Source organism: Streptomyces shenzhenensis (assembly GCF_003688995.1).
Taxonomy (GTDB): domain Bacteria; phylum Actinomycetota; class Actinomycetes; order Streptomycetales; family Streptomycetaceae; genus Streptomyces; species Streptomyces shenzhenensis_A.
In genome coordinates this window covers 1-17,214 of record NZ_PENI01000022.1, presented here as the reverse complement: position 1 = coordinate 17,214, position 17,214 = coordinate 1, and the positions used below count along the sequence as shown (strand labels likewise).

The 17,214-nt window shown below is 69.4% G+C and carries 15 protein-coding genes and 1 pseudogene; 7 read left to right on the top strand and 9 right to left on the bottom strand.

Translation table 11 applies throughout. The annotated features are described in order from the left end of the window. Positions 1 to 71 precede the first annotated feature (71 nt). Complete coding sequence (locus tag CTZ28_RS28915) at positions 72 to 1,073, top strand: GAF domain-containing protein (protein ID WP_183154644.1); 1,002 nt, start codon at positions 72 to 74, stop codon at positions 1,071 to 1,073. An 86-nt stretch (positions 1,074 to 1,159) separates the two neighbouring features. Then, positions 1,160 to 2,977, top strand: coding sequence for a glycoside hydrolase family 15 protein (locus tag CTZ28_RS28910; RefSeq protein ID WP_121892657.1), 1,818 nt, complete (start codon positions 1,160 to 1,162; stop codon positions 2,975 to 2,977). Between the two features lie 29 nt (positions 2,978 to 3,006). On the opposite strand, the gene CTZ28_RS28905 is transcribed toward CTZ28_RS28910, so the two are convergent. The 6 genes from CTZ28_RS28905 to CTZ28_RS28880 all read right to left on the bottom strand — a co-directional run bounded on the left by CTZ28_RS28905 (position 3,007) and on the right by CTZ28_RS28880 (position 9,116). Beyond that, complete coding sequence (locus CTZ28_RS28905; RefSeq protein WP_259471857.1) at positions 3,007 to 3,729, bottom strand: GAP family protein; 723 nt, start codon at positions 3,727 to 3,729, stop codon at positions 3,007 to 3,009. A 390-nt stretch (positions 3,730 to 4,119) separates the two neighbouring features. After that, complete coding sequence (locus CTZ28_RS28900; protein WP_121892656.1) at positions 4,120 to 4,986, bottom strand: ABC transporter ATP-binding protein; 867 nt, start codon at positions 4,984 to 4,986, stop codon at positions 4,120 to 4,122. Next, on the bottom strand, positions 4,983 to 6,035 hold the full coding sequence (locus CTZ28_RS28895; protein ID WP_121892655.1) for a FecCD family ABC transporter permease: 1,053 nt from the start codon (positions 6,033 to 6,035) through the stop codon (positions 4,983 to 4,985). Before CTZ28_RS28895 ends, CTZ28_RS28900 begins: the two co-directional genes overlap by 4 nt. Next, a complete protein-coding gene (locus CTZ28_RS28890; RefSeq protein ID WP_121892654.1) occupies positions 6,032 to 7,075 on the bottom strand; it encodes a FecCD family ABC transporter permease in 1,044 nt (347 codons plus the stop codon). Before CTZ28_RS28890 ends, CTZ28_RS28895 begins: the two co-directional genes overlap by 4 nt. Then, a complete protein-coding gene (locus tag CTZ28_RS28885; RefSeq protein WP_121892653.1) occupies positions 7,072 to 8,121 on the bottom strand; it encodes an iron-siderophore ABC transporter substrate-binding protein in 1,050 nt (349 codons plus the stop codon). The genes CTZ28_RS28890 and CTZ28_RS28885 overlap by 4 nt, the downstream gene beginning before the upstream one ends. Positions 8,122 to 8,345: 224 nt before the next feature. After that, on the bottom strand, positions 8,346 to 9,116 hold the full coding sequence (locus tag CTZ28_RS28880; RefSeq protein WP_121892652.1) for a helix-turn-helix transcriptional regulator: 771 nt from the start codon (positions 9,114 to 9,116) through the stop codon (positions 8,346 to 8,348). Between the two features lie 155 nt (positions 9,117 to 9,271). Between CTZ28_RS28880 and CTZ28_RS28875 the strand changes: the two genes are divergently transcribed. Beyond that, positions 9,272 to 10,549, top strand: coding sequence for an MFS transporter (locus CTZ28_RS28875; RefSeq protein ID WP_121892795.1), 1,278 nt, complete (start codon positions 9,272 to 9,274; stop codon positions 10,547 to 10,549). 193 nt (positions 10,550 to 10,742) lie between these two features. Here the strand turns inward: CTZ28_RS28875 and CTZ28_RS28865 are convergent, their stop codons facing one another. Beyond that, complete coding sequence (locus CTZ28_RS28865; protein ID WP_259471856.1) at positions 10,743 to 11,942, bottom strand: sensor histidine kinase; 1,200 nt, start codon at positions 11,940 to 11,942, stop codon at positions 10,743 to 10,745. After that, the gene (locus CTZ28_RS28860) at positions 11,939 to 12,601 is read right to left on the bottom strand and encodes a response regulator transcription factor (protein ID WP_121892650.1); all 663 of its coding nucleotides are present in this window, start codon (positions 12,599 to 12,601) and stop codon (positions 11,939 to 11,941) included. Before CTZ28_RS28860 ends, CTZ28_RS28865 begins: the two co-directional genes overlap by 4 nt. Before the next feature lie 127 nt (positions 12,602 to 12,728). Between CTZ28_RS28860 and CTZ28_RS28855 the strand changes: the two genes are divergently transcribed. The 4 genes from CTZ28_RS28855 (at position 12,729) to CTZ28_RS28840 (ending at position 16,887) form a co-directional block, all read left to right on the top strand. Then, the gene (locus CTZ28_RS28855) at positions 12,729 to 13,964 is read left to right on the top strand and encodes an ABC transporter permease (RefSeq protein WP_121892649.1); all 1,236 of its coding nucleotides are present in this window, start codon (positions 12,729 to 12,731) and stop codon (positions 13,962 to 13,964) included. A gap of 102 nt (positions 13,965 to 14,066) precedes the next feature. After that, positions 14,067 to 15,374 (top strand): ABC transporter permease, encoded by a 1,308-nt coding sequence (locus tag CTZ28_RS28850; RefSeq protein WP_259471855.1) that lies wholly within the window; start codon positions 14,067 to 14,069, stop codon positions 15,372 to 15,374. A gap of 5 nt (positions 15,375 to 15,379) precedes the next feature. Next, positions 15,380 to 16,066, top strand: a complete 687-nt coding sequence (locus tag CTZ28_RS28845; RefSeq protein ID WP_121892647.1) for an ABC transporter ATP-binding protein — start codon at positions 15,380 to 15,382, stop codon at positions 16,064 to 16,066. Between the two features lie 131 nt (positions 16,067 to 16,197). Continuing rightward, positions 16,198 to 16,887 (top strand): class I SAM-dependent methyltransferase, encoded by a 690-nt coding sequence (locus CTZ28_RS28840; RefSeq protein ID WP_220795429.1) that lies wholly within the window; start codon positions 16,198 to 16,200, stop codon positions 16,885 to 16,887. A gap of 53 nt (positions 16,888 to 16,940) precedes the next feature. Here CTZ28_RS28840 and CTZ28_RS28835 read toward each other — a convergent pair. After that, a pseudogene (locus tag CTZ28_RS28835) lies at positions 16,941 to 17,214 on the bottom strand (MarR family transcriptional regulator); the annotation flags it as partial.

Sequence of the window (17,214 nt, the reverse complement as noted above, 5' to 3'; positions counted from 1 at the left end):
ACTCGCAAACGGCCCCCACCCGGGGGGTGCACATGTACCGCTCCCACAACCTCGTGAGGCCGCTTGAGCGTGTGACGGCCTCCTACATCTCCCCGCGGCCACGGCCGGCGCGCAAGGTCCCCGTCACGCAGAGTGCCGACCAGCTCGCCGCCTGGGTGGCCCTGAGCCTCGATGAGCCCGAGGCCCTCAAGAACCTCCAGGACGCGGCGGCCGAACTGCGTGACATTCCTCGGCTGGCCGCGGTGCTTCCGCGGGTCGCCGGGACGGCGATGGCGCTGATGGGCGCCGAGTTCGGAAACATCCAGTTCGTGTTCCCGGAGGACGACTCGCTGATCCTGGTCACCCAGTCCGGCTTCGGCCACGAGTTCCTCGACCACTTCGCGGTCGTTCATGACAACCGCTCCGTGTGCGGACGGGCCGCCTGGCAAGGCGCACAGACAGTGGCGGCCGACGTCCGCGACGACCCTGTCTTCACACCGCACCAGAAGATCTTCCGTGCCGCGGGTGTTCGCTCGGTCCAGTCCACGCCGCTGGTCGATCACGCCGGGCAGCTGATCGGGATGATCTCGACTCATATGTCACAGCCCGGCCGGCCGTCCGAACGCGATCTCCGGGTCATGGAGCTCTACGGGCAGCTCGCGGGAGAGGCCATCGCACGGCACCTGGCCGGCCACGGTACCGACGGCCGTCCGGTGGCCCTGTACGACGGCACCCCCCTCGACCGGCACAGGGCACTCCGTGAGAACGCCGGAGCCACACGGGGCGCGACGCACTGGGCGTACCGGGTGGACGAGCCGTACGGTTCCGGGGGCTGCCGCAGCTTTGGCGTTCACCCCAACCAGTGGCGCGGCAGGATCACCACGGACAGCCCGGACCAGGACGCCGGGTACGCCGCCTCCCTCGTCGCCCGCGAACTGATCGCCGACTGGGACATCCGTGGCGTCCGCGGCGTGGGGCTCGTGCACGTGCACGTCTGGCGTGGTTGGGAGGGCTCGGCCCGGAACGCGGCCTTCACCTTGGAGTTCCAGCCGGACATCGACGGAGTACGGCTCCCGGCAGCCGACCCCGAGTAGGGGCTGCGGGGGCCGGGGAGAGAACGGGGTTGTTCCGGTCGGCGTCGGCGCGGTGATCGTGGCTCGGGGGACAGCGTGAGGTGATCATGGACCGTTACCCGCCCATCGCCGACCACGGCCTCGTCGGCGACCTGCAGACCGCTGCTCTGGTCTCGTCCCAGGGGGTCGTCGACTGGTTCGCGGCGCCCCGGTTCGACTCGCCCAGTGTGTTCGCCGCCCTGCTCGACCACGACCGCGGCGGCTACTTCCTGTTCGCGCCGGAAGAGCAGAACACCACCTGCAAGCAGCTCTACTACCCCGACACCGCAGTGCTGGTGACGCGGTTCATGTCGCCGGACGGGGTCGGTGAGATCTTCGACTGCATGCCGCCGGACCGCGCCGGCACCCCCACCGCCAGGCATGTGCTCATGCGCGGCGCACGGGCGGTGCGCGGCACGGTGCGGTTCACTTTGGAGTGCTGCCCACGGTTCGACTACGGCCGGGCCGCCCACCGGCTGGAGGTGCGGGACGGTACCGCCACGTTCCGGGCGCCGAACGTCACCGCCCATCTGCAGAGCACCTTCCCCCTCCGACCGGACGGCAGGGACGTGCGGGGTGCGGTGACCCTGCGGCCGGGTGAGGTGGCCGCGGCGGTGTTCACCGTCGACGGGCCCGCCGGCGACACCCCGCTGCCGCCCACCCCGGAGCGGGTGATGGAACGGTTCTGGGACGTGGTGGACTTCTGGCAGCGCTGGGTGCGCTCCTCCCGGTACCGCGGCCGGTGGCCGGGTGTGGTGCACCGTTCGGCCATCACACTCAAGCTGCTCACCTACGCGCCCACAGGCGCCCCCGTCGCCGCCGCCACCATGGGCCTGCCCGAGCAGATAGGCGGTGAACGCAACTGGGACTACCGCTACACCTGGGTCCGCGACGGCTCCCTGTCCGTGCGCGCCCTGCTCGACCTGGGGTTCGCCGAGGAGGCGGCGCAGTTCACGCACTGGCTGGGCGACCGTCTGCAGGCCCGGGAAGGCGCCGACGGTGAGCCGCTGCAGATCATGTACCGCGTCGACGGGGACCCCGAGTTGCCGGAGGAGGTTCTTCCGCACTTGGAGGGCTATCGCGGTTCGTATCCGGTGCGGGCTGGGAACGCGGCGGCCGATCAGCTGCAGCTGGACATCTATGGGGAGGCGCTCTACGCCCTGTCGGAGGGACGTGAGATCGCCGTGGGCGGCAGCTACCACGGCTGGAAGAACCTCGCCCGGACGCTGGACTGGCTCGCCGATTCCTGGGACCGCCCGGACGAGGGTGTCTGGGAGACCCGTGGCGGGCGCCAGGACTTCACCTTCAGCCGGGTGATGGCGTGGGTGGCCTTCGACCGGGGGCTGCGCCTGGCGACCGAGCACAGCCGTCCCGCCGATGCCCCGCGTTGGACGGCGGCTCGCGACACGATCCTCGAACAGGTGATGGAGCGGGCCTGGAACGAGAAGGAGCAGGCCCTCGTCCAGCATTACGGAAGCGACGTCCTCGACGCCTCGCTGCTGCTCATCCCGCGCGTCGGATTTTTGGCGCCCAGGACGGTGAGCTGGCTGTCGACACTGGATGCGATGGAGCGCACGCTCGTGTCGGACAGCCTCGTCTACCGCTACGATCCCACGGCATCCCCGGACGGTCTGCACGGTTCCGAAGGCACCTTCAGCCTCTGCACCTTCCTCTATGTGGACGCTCTCGCTCGGGCCGGACGGATCCGTCCGGCACGCTATGCCTTCGAGAAGATGCAGACCTATGCCAACCACGTCGGACTGTTCGCCGAGGAGATCGGCCCCAGTGGCGAGCAGTTGGGCAACTTCCCGCAGGCTTTCACCCATCTGTCGCTGATCATGGCCGCCACGACTCTGGACGACGCCCTCGACCGGCAGCGTGACTGAGCACCACCGTGATACGGGCGCGCGGGCTCTCAGGCGGCCAGGACACTGACGCCGTCACCGAGGAGCTTGAGGCCGAGCACGAAGAAGAGGGCGGCCAGGACAGCGACGTTGTGCTGTGCCGCCCAGTCTCGCCAGCTGCCGAGGATGTTCTTGGCGCGTTCGTCCATGAGCAGGTAGACGGCAAGTGGTGCGAGCACGCCGAGCGAGGCGATGACCACGAAGGTCGCGAGTGCTCCGATCTGCTGTGGCACGGGGAGTCCGGCGGAGCTGATCGAGGCGGCCGCGGCAAGGGTCAGCGGCGTGTTCTTGAGATTGGCCGCCGAGAACAGCAGCCCCAGGCCGAGGATCTTGACGGGGGTGAATCGGTCGATCGCCGCCATCCACTTCGGGAGCTGCGCCTGGGAAGGATCCCTGGGGCGGCGCTGCCACTGGCGTGCGCCGAAGAGGGCGAGGAGCGCGCCCAGGGCGAGTTTGAGGGCTCCGACCCAGGTGGCTGGGTGTTTGTGGGTGGAGGCCCCACCCGTGCCGCCGACGGCCAGCATGATCGCGCCGAGCGCTGCGAGTCCCAGGACCCAGCCGAAGGCGAACAGCGGTCCGTTGAGGCGCCCCCGGGGGGTGGCCAGGATGAGGATGAGCGCCACGATCGGGAGCGGGCTGATGGCGACACCGGCGGCCAGGCCCAGCACATCACCGACAGCGTGTCCCACCGCGGCCTCCGGGGAGAGACGGATGATCCGGAGCGGACTGCCCATGCCGGCCGAAGCGAATCCGGCATGCCCGGCCCTGCCATGGGCGCAGCCCTTTCCCTCATCGTGGGGGTCGTCGGCCCCGGCAGCCACCGCCCGACGGCGAACAGGTGACCCGACCAATGCGGCCTGTGGCTCGGTCTCACCAGGGGCGCCCGTCATGAGCAGCCTGGTCAGCCCGACGCTGGGTCGAGCACGAGCATCAGCCGCTGACCCGGGCAACCGCTGCACCCCGACGCCCTTGAGGCCTGGCGCTGACCCACGGTCGCCGCCCGCGGCATCCCGTCGGCTGAACCCGGGCGAATGAGAGCGCACCCGCGCCCGGTGGTGGGCGCCGGTTGCGCCCACCACCGCTGTGAAGGTCTCGCGCCCCGTGCGACCCGGCAGAAGCCGAACTCAGCGCCCCGTACCGTCGGACGAGGACGACGACCGTGCCGGGGCGGCTGCCGTTTTGGTTGTGGTGGGGTGTGAGTGGTGGCGGCCGATCGGCAGGACGAGGGGTTTGCCGGAGAGGGGGTCCTCGATGACGCGGCTCTCCATGCCGTACAGCGCCCGGACGGTGTCCTCGGTCATCACCTCCTCGGGCGTTCCCGCTGCGTGGAGCCGCCCGGAAGCCAGGGCGATCAGCTGGTCCGCGTAGCGTGCGGCGAGGTTGAGGTCGTGCAGGACCATGATGATCGTGGTGCCGCGGGTCCGGTTCAGATCGGTCAGCAGGTCGAGGACCTCGACCTGGTGGCTGATGTCGAGGAACGTGGTGGGCTCGTCGAGCAGCAGCAGGTCCGTCTGCTGGGCGAGTGCCATGGCGATCCAGACCCGCTGGCGCTGGCCGCCGGAGAGTTCGTCGACGGCCCGGTCCATCAGCTCGCTCGTCTGCGTGGCCTCCAGCGCGGCGGCGACCGCGGTGTCGTCCTGCGTCGTCCAGCGGGAGAAGGCGCGCTGGTGGGGGTGGCGGCCCCGGCCGACCAGGTCCAGCACCGTGATGCCCTCGGGGGTGACCGGTGACTGCGGCAACAGGCCCAGAGTACGGGCGAGTTCCTTGGCCGGCGTGCGATGCACCTCCTTGCCGTCGAGGACGACCCGGCCCGAGCGCGGCGCGAGCAGCCGGGACATCGAGCGCAGCAAGGTCGACTTGCCGCAGGCGTTCGCTCCGACGATCACGGTGATTCTGCCGGCCGCGAGCGTGAGATCCAGGCCCTCGATGACCGTACGGTCGCCGTAGCCGAGCGTGAGGTCCTCGGTGGCGAGGGTGTGGGACGCGGTCACAGTGAGCCTCCGGCCCGGTTGGTGCGGACGATCAGGTAGACGAGATAGGGCGCGCCGAGGACACCGGTGACGATGCCCACGGGGTAACGGGTGGCGAAGGCGTACTGGCCCGTGAAGTCGGCGACCAGCACGAGCAGCGAACCGACCAGACCGGCGGGCACCAGCAGGGACCCGCCGATTCCCACCAGCCGGGCGGCGATCGGCCCGGAGAGGAACGCGACGAAGGCGATCGGCCCCGCGGCGGCCGTCGCGAACGCGATCAGCCCGACGGCGGCGACGATCACCGTGACGCGGGTGCGTTCGACCCGGACGCCGAGCGCGGACGCCGTGTCGTCGCCCAGTTGCAGCGCGGTGAGGTTGCGGGCCTGCGTCAGCAGGACCGGACCGAGCACGAGCACGGCGAGGACGGTGGGTACGGTCTCGTCCCACGTGGTGCCGTTGAGGCTGCCCGTGAGCCAGCGCATCGCCTCCTGGAGGTCCCATTCGCCGGCCTGCGACAGGACGTACGAGGTGACGCTGTCCAGCAGGGCGGAAATGCCGATGCCGATCAGGATGAGCCGGGTGCCCGCGACCCCGTCGCGGAACGCGAGGGTGTACACCAGCAGTGCCACCCCCAGCGCCGCGGCGATCGCCAGGATCGACACCTCGGTCTCGCCGAGCGACAGCGTGACGATGGCGATGGCCGCCGCGGCACTCGCCCCGGAACTGATGCCGATGATGTCGGGGCTGGCGAGCGGGTTGCGGAGCATCGTCTGGAAGGTGACACCGGCGATGCCGAAGCTGAACCCGGCGGTCAGCGCGAGCACCGCCCGCGGCAGCCGGAGCCTGCCGACGGTGAAGGACGCGCCCGGCACGTCCTCTCCCATGATCACGCGCAGTACGTCGCGGGCGGGATAGAAGGTGTGTCCGGCCATCAGGGTCGTGACGAACGCGGCCACGACGAGCAGCAGCAGCGTCAGGACGATCAGCCGCCGCCGGTACGAACGGCGGACCCTGCTGCGGGCAACGGTCCGCACCGTGGACGGGCCGGTGACGGCAGGAGCGCTCACAGGGATCTGACCTTCTGTCGGCGGACGATGTGGATGAAGAAGGGGGCTCCGATCAGCGCGGTCACGATCCCCACCTCGATCTCGGAGGGACGTGCCACGACCCGGCCCACCACGTCCGCGGCCGTCAGCAGCGTGGCACCGCTCAGCGCGGAGAACGGCAGCAGCCAACGGTGATCGACGCCGACCAACAGCCGGCAGGCGTGCGGGACGACGAGACCGACGAAACCGATCGGCCCGGCGACGGCGGTGGACGCCCCGCAGAGCACGACCGCCCCGAGCGAGGCCATGGCCCGGACGAGGGCCACCCGCTCGCCGAGCCCGGCGGCCAGTTCGTCGCCCAGCGCGAGCGAGTTGAGCGCACGGGCGGAGGCCAGGCAGATCAGGAAGCCGACGGCGAGAAACGGCAGGACGCCGCCGAGCTGCGCGTAGGAGGCGCCCCCGACGCCGCCGATCTGCCACAGCCGGAAGGTGTCGGAGATGTCGTTGCGCGGCAGCACCACGGCGCTGACCAGCGAGGCGATCGCGGCCGAGATGGCGGCACCGGCCAGGGCCAGCTTCAGCGGGGTGGCTCCGCCGCGCCCGAGCGAGCCGACGGCGTACACGAACCCGGCGGTCAGCGCCGCACCCAGCATGGCCACCCAGATGTAGCCGGACGCCGACGCGAGGCCGAAGTAGGCGACGGCGGTGACCACGGCGAGCGAGGCGCCCATGTTGACGCCGAGGATGCCGGGATCGGCCAGGGGGTTGCGGGTCACGCCCTGCATGACCGCGCCGGCCAGCCCGAGAGCGGCGCCGACGACGATGGCCAGGAGCGAGCGGGGGATACGTTTGGCGACCGCCGCCTCCTCCAACGTGTGGTCCGCGCCGCCGAGCGCCGACCACACGTCGGACCAGGCGACGGCACGGGATCCGAACGCGAGCGAGCACATCATGACCACGACCAGGACGGCGGTGAGCACGAGGAGCCAGGTGACGCGCACGCGCGCCGGACGCCTGACCAGGACGGCGTCCGGCGCGCGCGAGGTGTCGGTGAGGGTCACTTGACCTTGTCCGCGGCCTTGGCGAGCGCTGCCACATAGTCGTCCAGGACGTACGGGATGGACAACGGGGTCGGGTTCGCGGCGGTCGCCAGCGGGGTGCTGCCGGGCAGCAGGTAGATGGAGTCCTGCTTGACGGCGGACAGCTTCGAGGTGAGCGGGTCGTTCTTGAGCGCCTTCAGCAGTTCGCCCTTGTCGTCGCCGTACCCGGTGATGATGTCGACGTCGTTGAAGTCGTCGATGCGCTCGGCGCTCTTGGTGAGCACGAACTTCTTCGTCGACTTGGACGGACCGGAGACGCTGGCGGGGATCTCCATGCCGAGGTCGGTGAAGAACTGGGTCCGGGTGTCGTGGGTGGTGTAGAAACCGACCTGGCTGACGTCCTTGGACGAGACGTGCGTCATGAACATCGCCGACTTCCCCTTCAACTGGGGGTACTTGGCGACGGTCTTGCTGATCTGCCCTTCGAGGTCACCGATCAACTCGTCGCCCTCGTCGGCCAGTCCGATGGCCTTGCTGTTGAGGCGGATGATGTCGCGCCACGGGGTCGCCCAGGCGGCTTCCGGGTAGGCCACGACGGGCGCGATCTCGCTGAGGGTCTCGTAGTCCTGCTCGGTCAGCCCGGAGTACGAGGCGAGGATGACGTCCGGCTCGGTGTCGGCGACGGCCTCGAAGTCGATTCCGTCGGTCTCGTCGAACAGGACGGGTGTCTTGGCGCCGAGTTCCTTGAGGCGGTCCTCGGTCCAGGGCAGCACTCCGTCACCGTCGTCGTCGCCGAAGTTGGCCTTGGCCATGCCGACGGGGACGACACCGAGGGCGAGCGGCACCTCGTCGTTGGCCCAGTTCACCGTGGCCACGCGCTTGGGCTTGGCGGGGATGACGGTGGTCCCGAGCGCGTGCTTGATCGTCACGGGGAACTGGCTGGAGCTGTCGGAGCCGGCCTTGGCGGCGTTGCCGCCGTCCTTGTCGTCGGACTCACCGCCGCAGGCGGTGAGTCCGAGCAGAAGGGACGCCGCGAGGGCGAGTGCACGAAGGCGTGGGGTTGTCATCGACCCGTGGTCCACTTTCGGTTGGGGGTGCCGTGGCTCGCACGTCCGGACCGTGGCACGGGTCGTGGAGCAGGGCACCACACTTGCGCAGGCAAGTTAGGTAAGGCTTGCCTGCATAGAGTATGGACGACAGGTGTTCGCATCAATCGAGCCTTTGCGACAGCTCTTGTAGCGATCGGGACATCACTGGGTGCCGCTGAGCGCCGGCCCGCCCCGGAACACAGTCAGTGCGCCCGGAACCTGCCCGGTGTCATCCCGGTCGTCCGCCGGAAGGCCGCCCCGAAGGCGCTCGCCGACCGGTAGCCGACCGCTTCCGCCACGATGTCGACCTCGAATCCCTGGATGAGCAGCTGGACCGCGTGCTGGGCGCGCACCGCGGCGACCCAGCGCGCGAAACTGGTTCCCGCCTCGGCCCGGAACGCCCGGGTCAGCGTGCGCGGACTGCACCCGAGCGAGGACGCCCAGCCGGTCAGCGTCCGCTGGTTGGCGGGGTCGGCCCGGACCGCGCTCACGATCGGGCGCAGCAGCTCGGACGTGGGCAACTGCACCAGCAACGCCCGCTCCGACGGCCGCAGCACATCGAGGACCATCGCCTCCGTGACGGCCCGGGACTCCGGCGACAGACCCGTCTCCCCGAGCCGCTCCAGGAGCAGCTGGAGCAGCGGAGTGATCTCCACGGCCACCGGTACGTCGGGCAGCGCGGACGTGGTGCCGTACCGGAAGAAGTGGGCGCGGAAGGACGTGCCCGCGATCGCGGAGGCGGAATGCAACTGCCCCGCGGGCATCCACAGCCCCAGCGTGGGTGTGATGCACCACACCTGGGAGCCCACCACCGCCGTGGACGCACCGTGCTCGTTCCAGAGCAGCTCGTGCCACGGGTGCGAGTGTTCGTTCCACTCCGTGTCCTCGGCGACGACCTCCTCGTACCCCTTGATCACGAAGGAGACGTCCATCTCGCCCGCGGCGAGGGCCGGCAGGTTTCTGGTGACGCGCATGCGCTCAGGCTAGCTTCACCGAGGTGTGGGCCCGATCGCTACAAAAGGTGTCCCGGATAATTGATTGCGGCACGGGTGTGCGCACCATACAGTCCACCCAGGTAAGTGAGCCTTGCCTAACTGTCCGTCGGAACTGTGGAACTCGGCCGTTGAACGTGATCTCGAAGCTTGCCGCGCTGCTGCCCGACCTCTCGCCGTGGCGTTCCTCCCGTGACTTCCGCCTCCTGTGGGGACAAGGGCTGATCACGTATTTCGGCAGCGTCATGGCAATGGTCGCGCTGCCGCTCCAGATCAAGGATCTGACCGGGTCGCCGCTCGCGGTGGGCGCCATGGGCGCCGTCGAACTGGTGCCGCTCGTGGTGTTCGGGCTGTACGGCGGGGCCCTCGCGGACGCCGTGGATCGGGGCAAGGTCATCGTCCTGACCGAAGCGGGGCTGGGGCTGCTGGCGGTCGTCCTGCTGGTGAACTCGATGCTGCCGGAGCCGTTGCTGTGGCCGCTGTATGTGGTGGCGGCGGGCGTGGCGGCGCTGGCGGGACTCCAACGGCCCGCGCTGGACTCGCTGCTGGCCCGGATCGTCCCGCACGACCAACTGGCCGCGGCTGCCGCACTGAACGCGTTGCGCTGGCAGGCCGGTGCCATCGCCGGTCCCGCGCTGGCGGGACTGGTCGTGGCCTACGCGGGCAACGTCCCCGCCTACGCCACCACGGTGGTCTGCTTCGTCCTGTCGGTGCTGATGTGCCTTCGGCTCTCACCCGTGCCACCCGTCGACAACGCGGCCAAGCCCTCCCTGCGCGGTATCGCCGAAGGGGCGCGTTACGCCTGGTCGAGGCCGGTGCTGCTGGGCACGTACGCGGTGGACCTGGCGGCCATGTTCTTCGCCTTCCCGAACACGATCTTCCCCTTCCTCGCCCAAGAGCTCGACGCCGACTGGTCCCTGGGCCTGATGTACGCCGCCGGATCGGTCGGCTCCCTGGTGGTGAGCCTGACCAGCGGCTGGGTGTCCCGCACCCGACGCCACGGCCTGCTGGTGGTCTTCGGCGCCACCGGATGGGGACTGGCCATCGCGGCGGCCGGCTGGACAGCGAACGTCTGGCTGGTGCTGCTGTGCCTGGCCCTGGCCGGTGCGGGGGACATGCTGAGCGGACTGGGCCGTTCGACCATCTGGAACCAGACCATCCCCGACGAACTGCGCGGCCGGCTCGCCGGGATCGAGGTTCTCTCCTACAGCATCGGCCCCCAGCTCGGCCAGGTCCGCGCGGGCGCGATGGCCGGCTGGAGCGGCGTCCGCCCGGCCATCTGGACCGGCGGCCTCGCCTGCGTCGCCTCGGTGGGCCTGCTCGCCGCGACCCTGCCCAAACTCCTCACGTACGACGCTCACACCGACGAGGACGCCCGCCGCCGCGCCGCCCACCACACGGCGCCCGGTACGTAGACCACGGCGGACACCAGCCCAAGGGAGCGGGTGAATCGCGCACAGGCGTCATTGAGATGGGCCAGCGCACCGATGACGCGCTCGGCGATGTCCTTCGCGCAGCGCGGATCCCGCTCACCGACGTCGCCAGCGCACTGGCCCTCGCCGAGTCCCGAACCGGGGTACTGCCGCACCGCGCACAGGTACCGCACGCCTACGGGAAACCGATCATGATGGCCAAGCCTCCGTTCAGCCCAGGTTCGGCGTGCAGTTCGGCTCCGTGGGCCACAGCGATGGACCGGACGATGGACAGGCCCAGGCCATGGCCGGTGGTGTCGACACGGTCCTGGCCGAGACGGCGGAAGGGCTCGAACAGTTCGCCGACGCGGTCGGCGTCGATGACACGCCCCGTGTTCGTCACCGTGAGGACGCGGCCCTCCAACGACACATCCACCCGTCCGGCGGGCCGGTTGTACTGAATCGCGTTGTGGACGAGGTTGGAGACAAGATGGCTGATCAGGACCGGGTCGCCGGTCAGCTGAACCTGGCCCCGGATGCGGGTGTGCAGGCTCAGGCCCTTCTCCGCTGCGGCCGCGCGCAGTTCCGCCGCCGCGGTGGTGGTCAGCTCGGCCAGGTCGATGCGTTCCGTGTGCTCCAGCCCGCGGTCGCTGCGCGCGAGCAGGAGGAGCGAGGCGATGAGCTGTTCGGCATGGCGGTTGGTGGACAGCAGATCGTCGCGTACCTCGGTCAGGTGCTGGGGAAGCGGGTCGGCCAGACCGACCTGGATGGTGGCGCGTTGGGCGGCGAGCGGAGTACGCAGTTCATGGGAGGCGTTGGCCACGAACCGGCGTTGGCTGTCGAAAGCGCGCTGGAGGCGGTCCAGCATGGAGTCGAAGGTCCCGGCGAGGCGGTGCAGTTCGTCGTCCGGGCCGGTGAGGGCGAGGCGTTCGTCGAGGTTGGTCTCGCTGATCCGGAGAGCCGTGTCGGTCATCGCGGTCACGGGGCGCAGTGCCCGGCCCGCCAGCCACCAGCCCGTCAGACCGGCCAGCACGGCCGTCACGATCAGGCCGACGCCCGACCACAGCAGCATCTGCTGCAGAGCGGCTTGCTGAACCTCCCGGGCCGTCGACTCCACGATGCGGACAGCGACCCCCTCGGAGACGAGCGGGAGGGACGGCTTGGCACCGGTCACCCCCCAATCCCCGGGATGAGGGCCGGCGGGCGACGGGTTCCCGATCCCCGGCCCGTCGAGGGGCATGACCTCGATGTCAGCCGTCTTCTGGGCGGTCCCGTACCGCGCAAGCGTGACGACGAACGCCATGAGCGCGATCCCGGCCAGCAAGAAGAGACATCCGAACGCGAGTGCCAGCCGGGTTCGGAACGGGAGCAGGGCGAAGCAGCGGCTCGGGTTCACGGCGTGAGGCGGTAACCGCAGCCGACGTCAGCGGTGATGGTGTCGGGGCCGCCCAGTTTGGCCCGCAGCCGACTGACTGTGGCGCGGACAGCGGTGGTGCGGGGATCGAGGTGCTCGTCCCAGACGGCCCGCACCAAGTCGCGATGGGCCACTGGTTCGCCGCATGCTTCGAGGAGCATCCGCAGTACGGCGAACTCCTTGGGGGTGAGGTCGGTCGGACGGCCGTTCACCGACACCTCTCGCCGGGCGAAGTCGAGTTGGATGCCTTCGTGCCGCAGCACCAACGGCGGCGGCTTGGGCGACCGGCGGTACAGGGTCCGGATCCGCGCCACCAGCTCGGCGAAGTCGAACGGCTTCGCCAGGTAGTCGTCGGCACCGAGTTCCTCGAGCCCGTAGACCTTGTCGGCGATCTCCCCGGCCGCGGTCAGCATCAGGATCCGGGGCGAGTCATCGCGTCCCCGGAGCCGCCGGCACACTTCGTCGCCGCTCATGACGGGCAGGTCGCGGTCCAGAACGAGTACGTCGTAGCCGGTCACCAGGCACATCTGCGCCACCTCGTCACCCGACACAGCGAGGTCCACCGCCATCGCCGCGCGACGCAGACCGTTCGCGATCGCACGTGCCAACACCCGGTGGTCCTCGGCTACCAAAACCCTCATGCCCCTATTGGATCAGCCGGCCGATTACAGCCGTATAAGCGCGTGAGCAGCTCGCGCCACGAGGCGGCTTTAACTCCCTGTGACGTCCTTATCCGGCTGCACGGCCTGGCTTGATCTTCTGGCGCTCATGAACTTCGTCAAACGAGCTGCGTACAGTCTCGCCGCCCGCAAGGGCAGGACGGCGATCCTGCTCGCGGTCTTCTTCGTGCTGTGCACACTGGTGCTCGGTGGCTTTCTGTTGCAGGGGGCGACCGACCGGCAGGAGGCCGAGGCACAGCGCCGAATCGGCGTCGACGCCACGGTGCACGGCGATGCGCTCACCCCCGACGCGGCCGTGAAGCTGGGAACCTCGCCCCTGGTCGAGCGGTACAACCCGGTGCTGCGCGGGATCCTGCGGGCACCGCTGCTGAGACTGGTGGAGCCGAACGCGGTACGCCCCCCGAGCGCGAAACCCGGCCCGTACGGGCCAGGGGTGGCCGGCATCCGGGAGTCGGAGATGCTGCTGGACTTCGCCACCGGCCGGACGAAGCTCGTTGCGGGCCGGCCGATCACCACGGCGGAGGCGGGGCGCAAGGTGGTGCTCATCGAGGAGCGTCTCGCGAAGAAGAACGGCCTGGCACCCGGCGACCGCCTGACACTCGCCTCCCCGGACGGTACGAAGAAGCGGTCGTACGAGGTCCGGGGCATCTTCCGGGACCCGGCCCCGGTGCCGTCCGGCTGGCTGGACCCCGCCGAGCTGGCCCCCAATCAGATCTACGCCCCGCTCGACGCCATCGGCGGTCTGGGCCTGGGGGATCGGCTGCAGGCGGTGGTCCTCAAGATCTCATCGCCGGAGCGGGCCAAAGCCCTGCACGCCGAGGCCAGGAAGGTCATCGGTGCGGCGGGCTTTCGCTTCGACGTCAACGACAAGGCGTACCGCGACCAGGTGCGGCCACTGCAGCGGGTCGGCGGCTTCGCGGGCGCCCTCGTGTGGCTGATGGCGGTGGCCGGAACGGTGATTCTCGGTCTGATCGTCACCTTGACGATCAGGGAGCGGCGGGACGAGCTGGGCACGCTTCTCGCCTTGGGTGAGAAGAAGTGGAAGCTGCTCGGTCAGCACATCACGGAGGTGGTCGTGGTGGCCATGGTGGCACTGGCGGCCTCCGCGGCAACCGCGCTGGTGCTGGCCCAGCCGGTGGGCGAGCAACTGCTGGACACGGCCTCGGCGACCGGGGAACTGCCGCCGCCGGACATGCGGTTGGAGCAGACCCCCATGAGCATGACCGCCGGTTTGCTCCTGGGGATCGCGCTGGTGTCCACCGTGCTCCCCGGCCTCGCAATCCTGCGCTTGCACCCGCGTTCCATCCTCGCGCGCCACGACTGACGACCCTTCAGAACAGCGAACAGAAATGGGGGCGGTTCAACTGTGAACTTCCTAAAACGTGCTGGGCTGAGCCTGTTGGCTCACCGGATCAGGACGCTGGTGATGCTGGCGACCTTTGTGGCCATCTCGACCATGGTGCTGGGCGGTGTCCTGATCGAGGGCGGTACCGCTCGGGCCGAAGACGCCGCCGCACGCCGGATCGGTGCCGACGTCACTCTGGGCGTGGACATGGACAGTCTGGTCGCCGGCGGGCAGATGCAGGCCCCGCAGATCAGCGCCGACATCATTGACAAGATCGGCACGTCACCCCTGGTCGAAGCCTATAACTACGACTCCTTCAACGGGGCGCGGCTGCGAGGCGGTACCCGGCTCACAGGGAAGTCGATGGACCCGTCCATCGAGGGCTACACCCTGGCGATGGGAGTCCGTGACTCGCGCCTCATGCCGGACTTCAGCAGCGGCAAGTGGCAGCTGCTGGCCGGCAGGCCGCTCACCGACGCCGATCGGAACAGCAACGGCATCCTGATCGAGGAGCGGCTGGCAAGGAAGAACGACCTCACTCCCGGTGACAAGATCACGTTGGCCGACAATGACGGCAAGCGCACCGCCGAGTTCACCGTCCGGGGCGTCTACCGCGACCCGTCCGACCAGCCCGACCCCGAGTACATGCAGTTTCCCGGCGACCGGTTGATCGTCACGGCGTCCGCACTGAGCGCCCTCGACGGTGCTACCGGCCCTGTCGAGCTGCGCGGCGCCACCTTCAAGCTCAAGGATCCCGCCTCCTTCAAGGAGTTCGAGGCCCACGCGCAGAAGCAGGCCGGTGCCGCCCTCGAGGGCTTCACCCTCGATATCAACGACAAGGCCCTGAAGCAGATGACAGGCCCGCTGGCAGCGGTGTCCTCCGCCGCCACCGTCGCCATGTGGCTGATCGGCCTCGCCGGCGCCGCCATCCTGGCCCTGCTCATCGCCCTCGCGGTCAAGCAGCGTCGGCGCGAGTACGGCGTGCTGCTGGCCATGGGGGAGCGGCGATGGAAGCTGATCGCGCAGCAGGCTGCCGAGATCGTCGCCGTCGCCGCCCTGGCCATCGGCCTCAGCTCGCTGGTCGCCGAGCCGCTCACCCAGCGCGCCGGAGCCGCCCTGCTCAACAGCGAAGCCGCCGACGCCAAGCGCAAGCTCGACGCCTGGGAGCCTCCGCCGCCCGGCTCCACCGGCCTGGACCAGGGCTACGACCCGGACGACCAGCCGGTCGAAGGAGCCGACCCCATCGACGAGATCACCGTCCGGCTCGACAACGGCGCACTGGCGACCGTGGCCGGCACCGGCCTCGTCATCGCCCTGCTCGCCACCGCCGTCCCCGGCGCCTCGGTCCTGCGTTTCAACCCCAGGACCATCCTCACGAAAGGCACGTGACCGCTATGACTTCCACGCCTGTGCTCCGGCTCTCCGGTCTTACCCACACCTACACCGGAGGGCGTCGCAGGACCACCGTGCTCAAGGACATCACCTACGAGTTCCAGCGCGGCGCTTTCTATGCCGTGGTCGGCCCCTCCGGCAGCGGCAAGACCACCCTGCTGTCCCTCTCGAGCGGTCTGGACACGCCCACCAAGGGCGTCGTCGCCTTCGACGGTACCGATCTCAGGGAGATCGGCCTGGACCGCTACCGCAACAAGCACGCGGCGACCGTCTTCCAGCAGTACAACCTGCTCACGTATATGACCGCAGCTCAGAACATCACCACCGCCATGGAGATCACCGGCGTCAGAACCCGGCGCAAGAAGGACCGCGCGCTCGAACTCCTCGACCGCGTGGGCCTCGACCGACACCAGGCCACCCGCAACGTGCTGCAGCTCTCCGGCGGCCAGCAGCAACGTGTCGCCATCGCCCGGGCCCTGGCCTGTGACGTCGACATCCTCTTCGCGGACGAGCCCACCGGCAACCTCGACGAGGACACCGCGAAAGGCATCATCGACATCTTCCAGGAGCTCGCCCATGACGAGCACAAGTGCGTGATCGTCGTCACGCACTCCCAGCACCTGGCTGACCAGGCCGACCAGATCCTCAACCTGCGCAAGGGCCGCATGACCGGTGCACCGCGGAGCTGATCCGGCCGACGGCAGGCTCAGGCGGCCACACAGCTGTCGGTACGGACGCGAGGGCGAAGGGCGGGTTGATCTGCACAGGGAACACCTGCGGCAGCAGGATGAACGACCGGTGCGGATGTACGGTCGAAGGTGTGGACAGTGGCACCGTGCAGCAGGCCGCAGCGAAGGGTTCGAAGCCGTGGGCGCGGGTGTTCGCGGTGGTGTACGACCCGTTCCTGTGGGTGGGCGAGAAGGTCAGCCTCGGCGCCCTTCGACAGGACCTGATCGGCCGTGCCTGCGGGCGGACCGTGGAGCTCGGCAGCGGTACCGGGCTGAATCTGCGCTATTACCCCAGCGACGTCGACGAACTGATCCTCACTGAACCCGGTGCCGCGATGCGCGCTCGATTGGCGCGGCGGTTGCGTCGTAATCCGCGTCGGGTGCGTGTGCTCGACGCGACGGCGGAGCGGCTGCCGTTCACGAGCGAAACGGTGGACACGGTCGTCTCAACGCTCGTGTTGTGCACGGTCGATGCCCCCGATCAGGCATTGCGAGAAATCGGGCGTGTGTTGCGCCCTGGTGGCCGGCTGTTGTTCCTTGAGCACGTCCGTTCTCGATCGCCGCGACTCGCCTCTTGGCAAGACCGTCTCGCCGGGCCCTGGCGTCGGTTCGCGGAGGGCTGCCACTGCAATCGAGCCACCGATGAACTGATCCGCGCGTGTGGGCTGGACCTCGAATGCGCGGTGGAGGCGTCCTGGCGTGGAATGCCTCCGATTGTTTGGCCCCTGATCATTGGCGTGGCTACGAAGAGAGACGGCCGAGAATGGGTTGACGGCTGCTGAACAGGACCTATTCGGAGTCGAAAAGGCGGCATAGCGCGTGAGCTTGCCCGATCTCATCTTTTTTGCGTCGCCGATGTGGGTGGTTCGGTCAGTGAGGCGATGCACGTGGTGAGCAGGCGGCGCATCTGGTTTTGTTCGCTGGCGTCCAGGTTGGCCAGCATGTTCTGCTCGACGCGGCGGACCGCGGCGCTGGCCGTCTCGAGTTGGCGGCGTCCGAGGTCGGTCAGTTCGGTGGGCAGGGCCCTGCCCACGGGTGCCCGTGCCGGGCGGATGACGAGTCCCTGGCGTTCGAGGGCCTGCAGGAGCACATTCATCGACTGCCGGGTG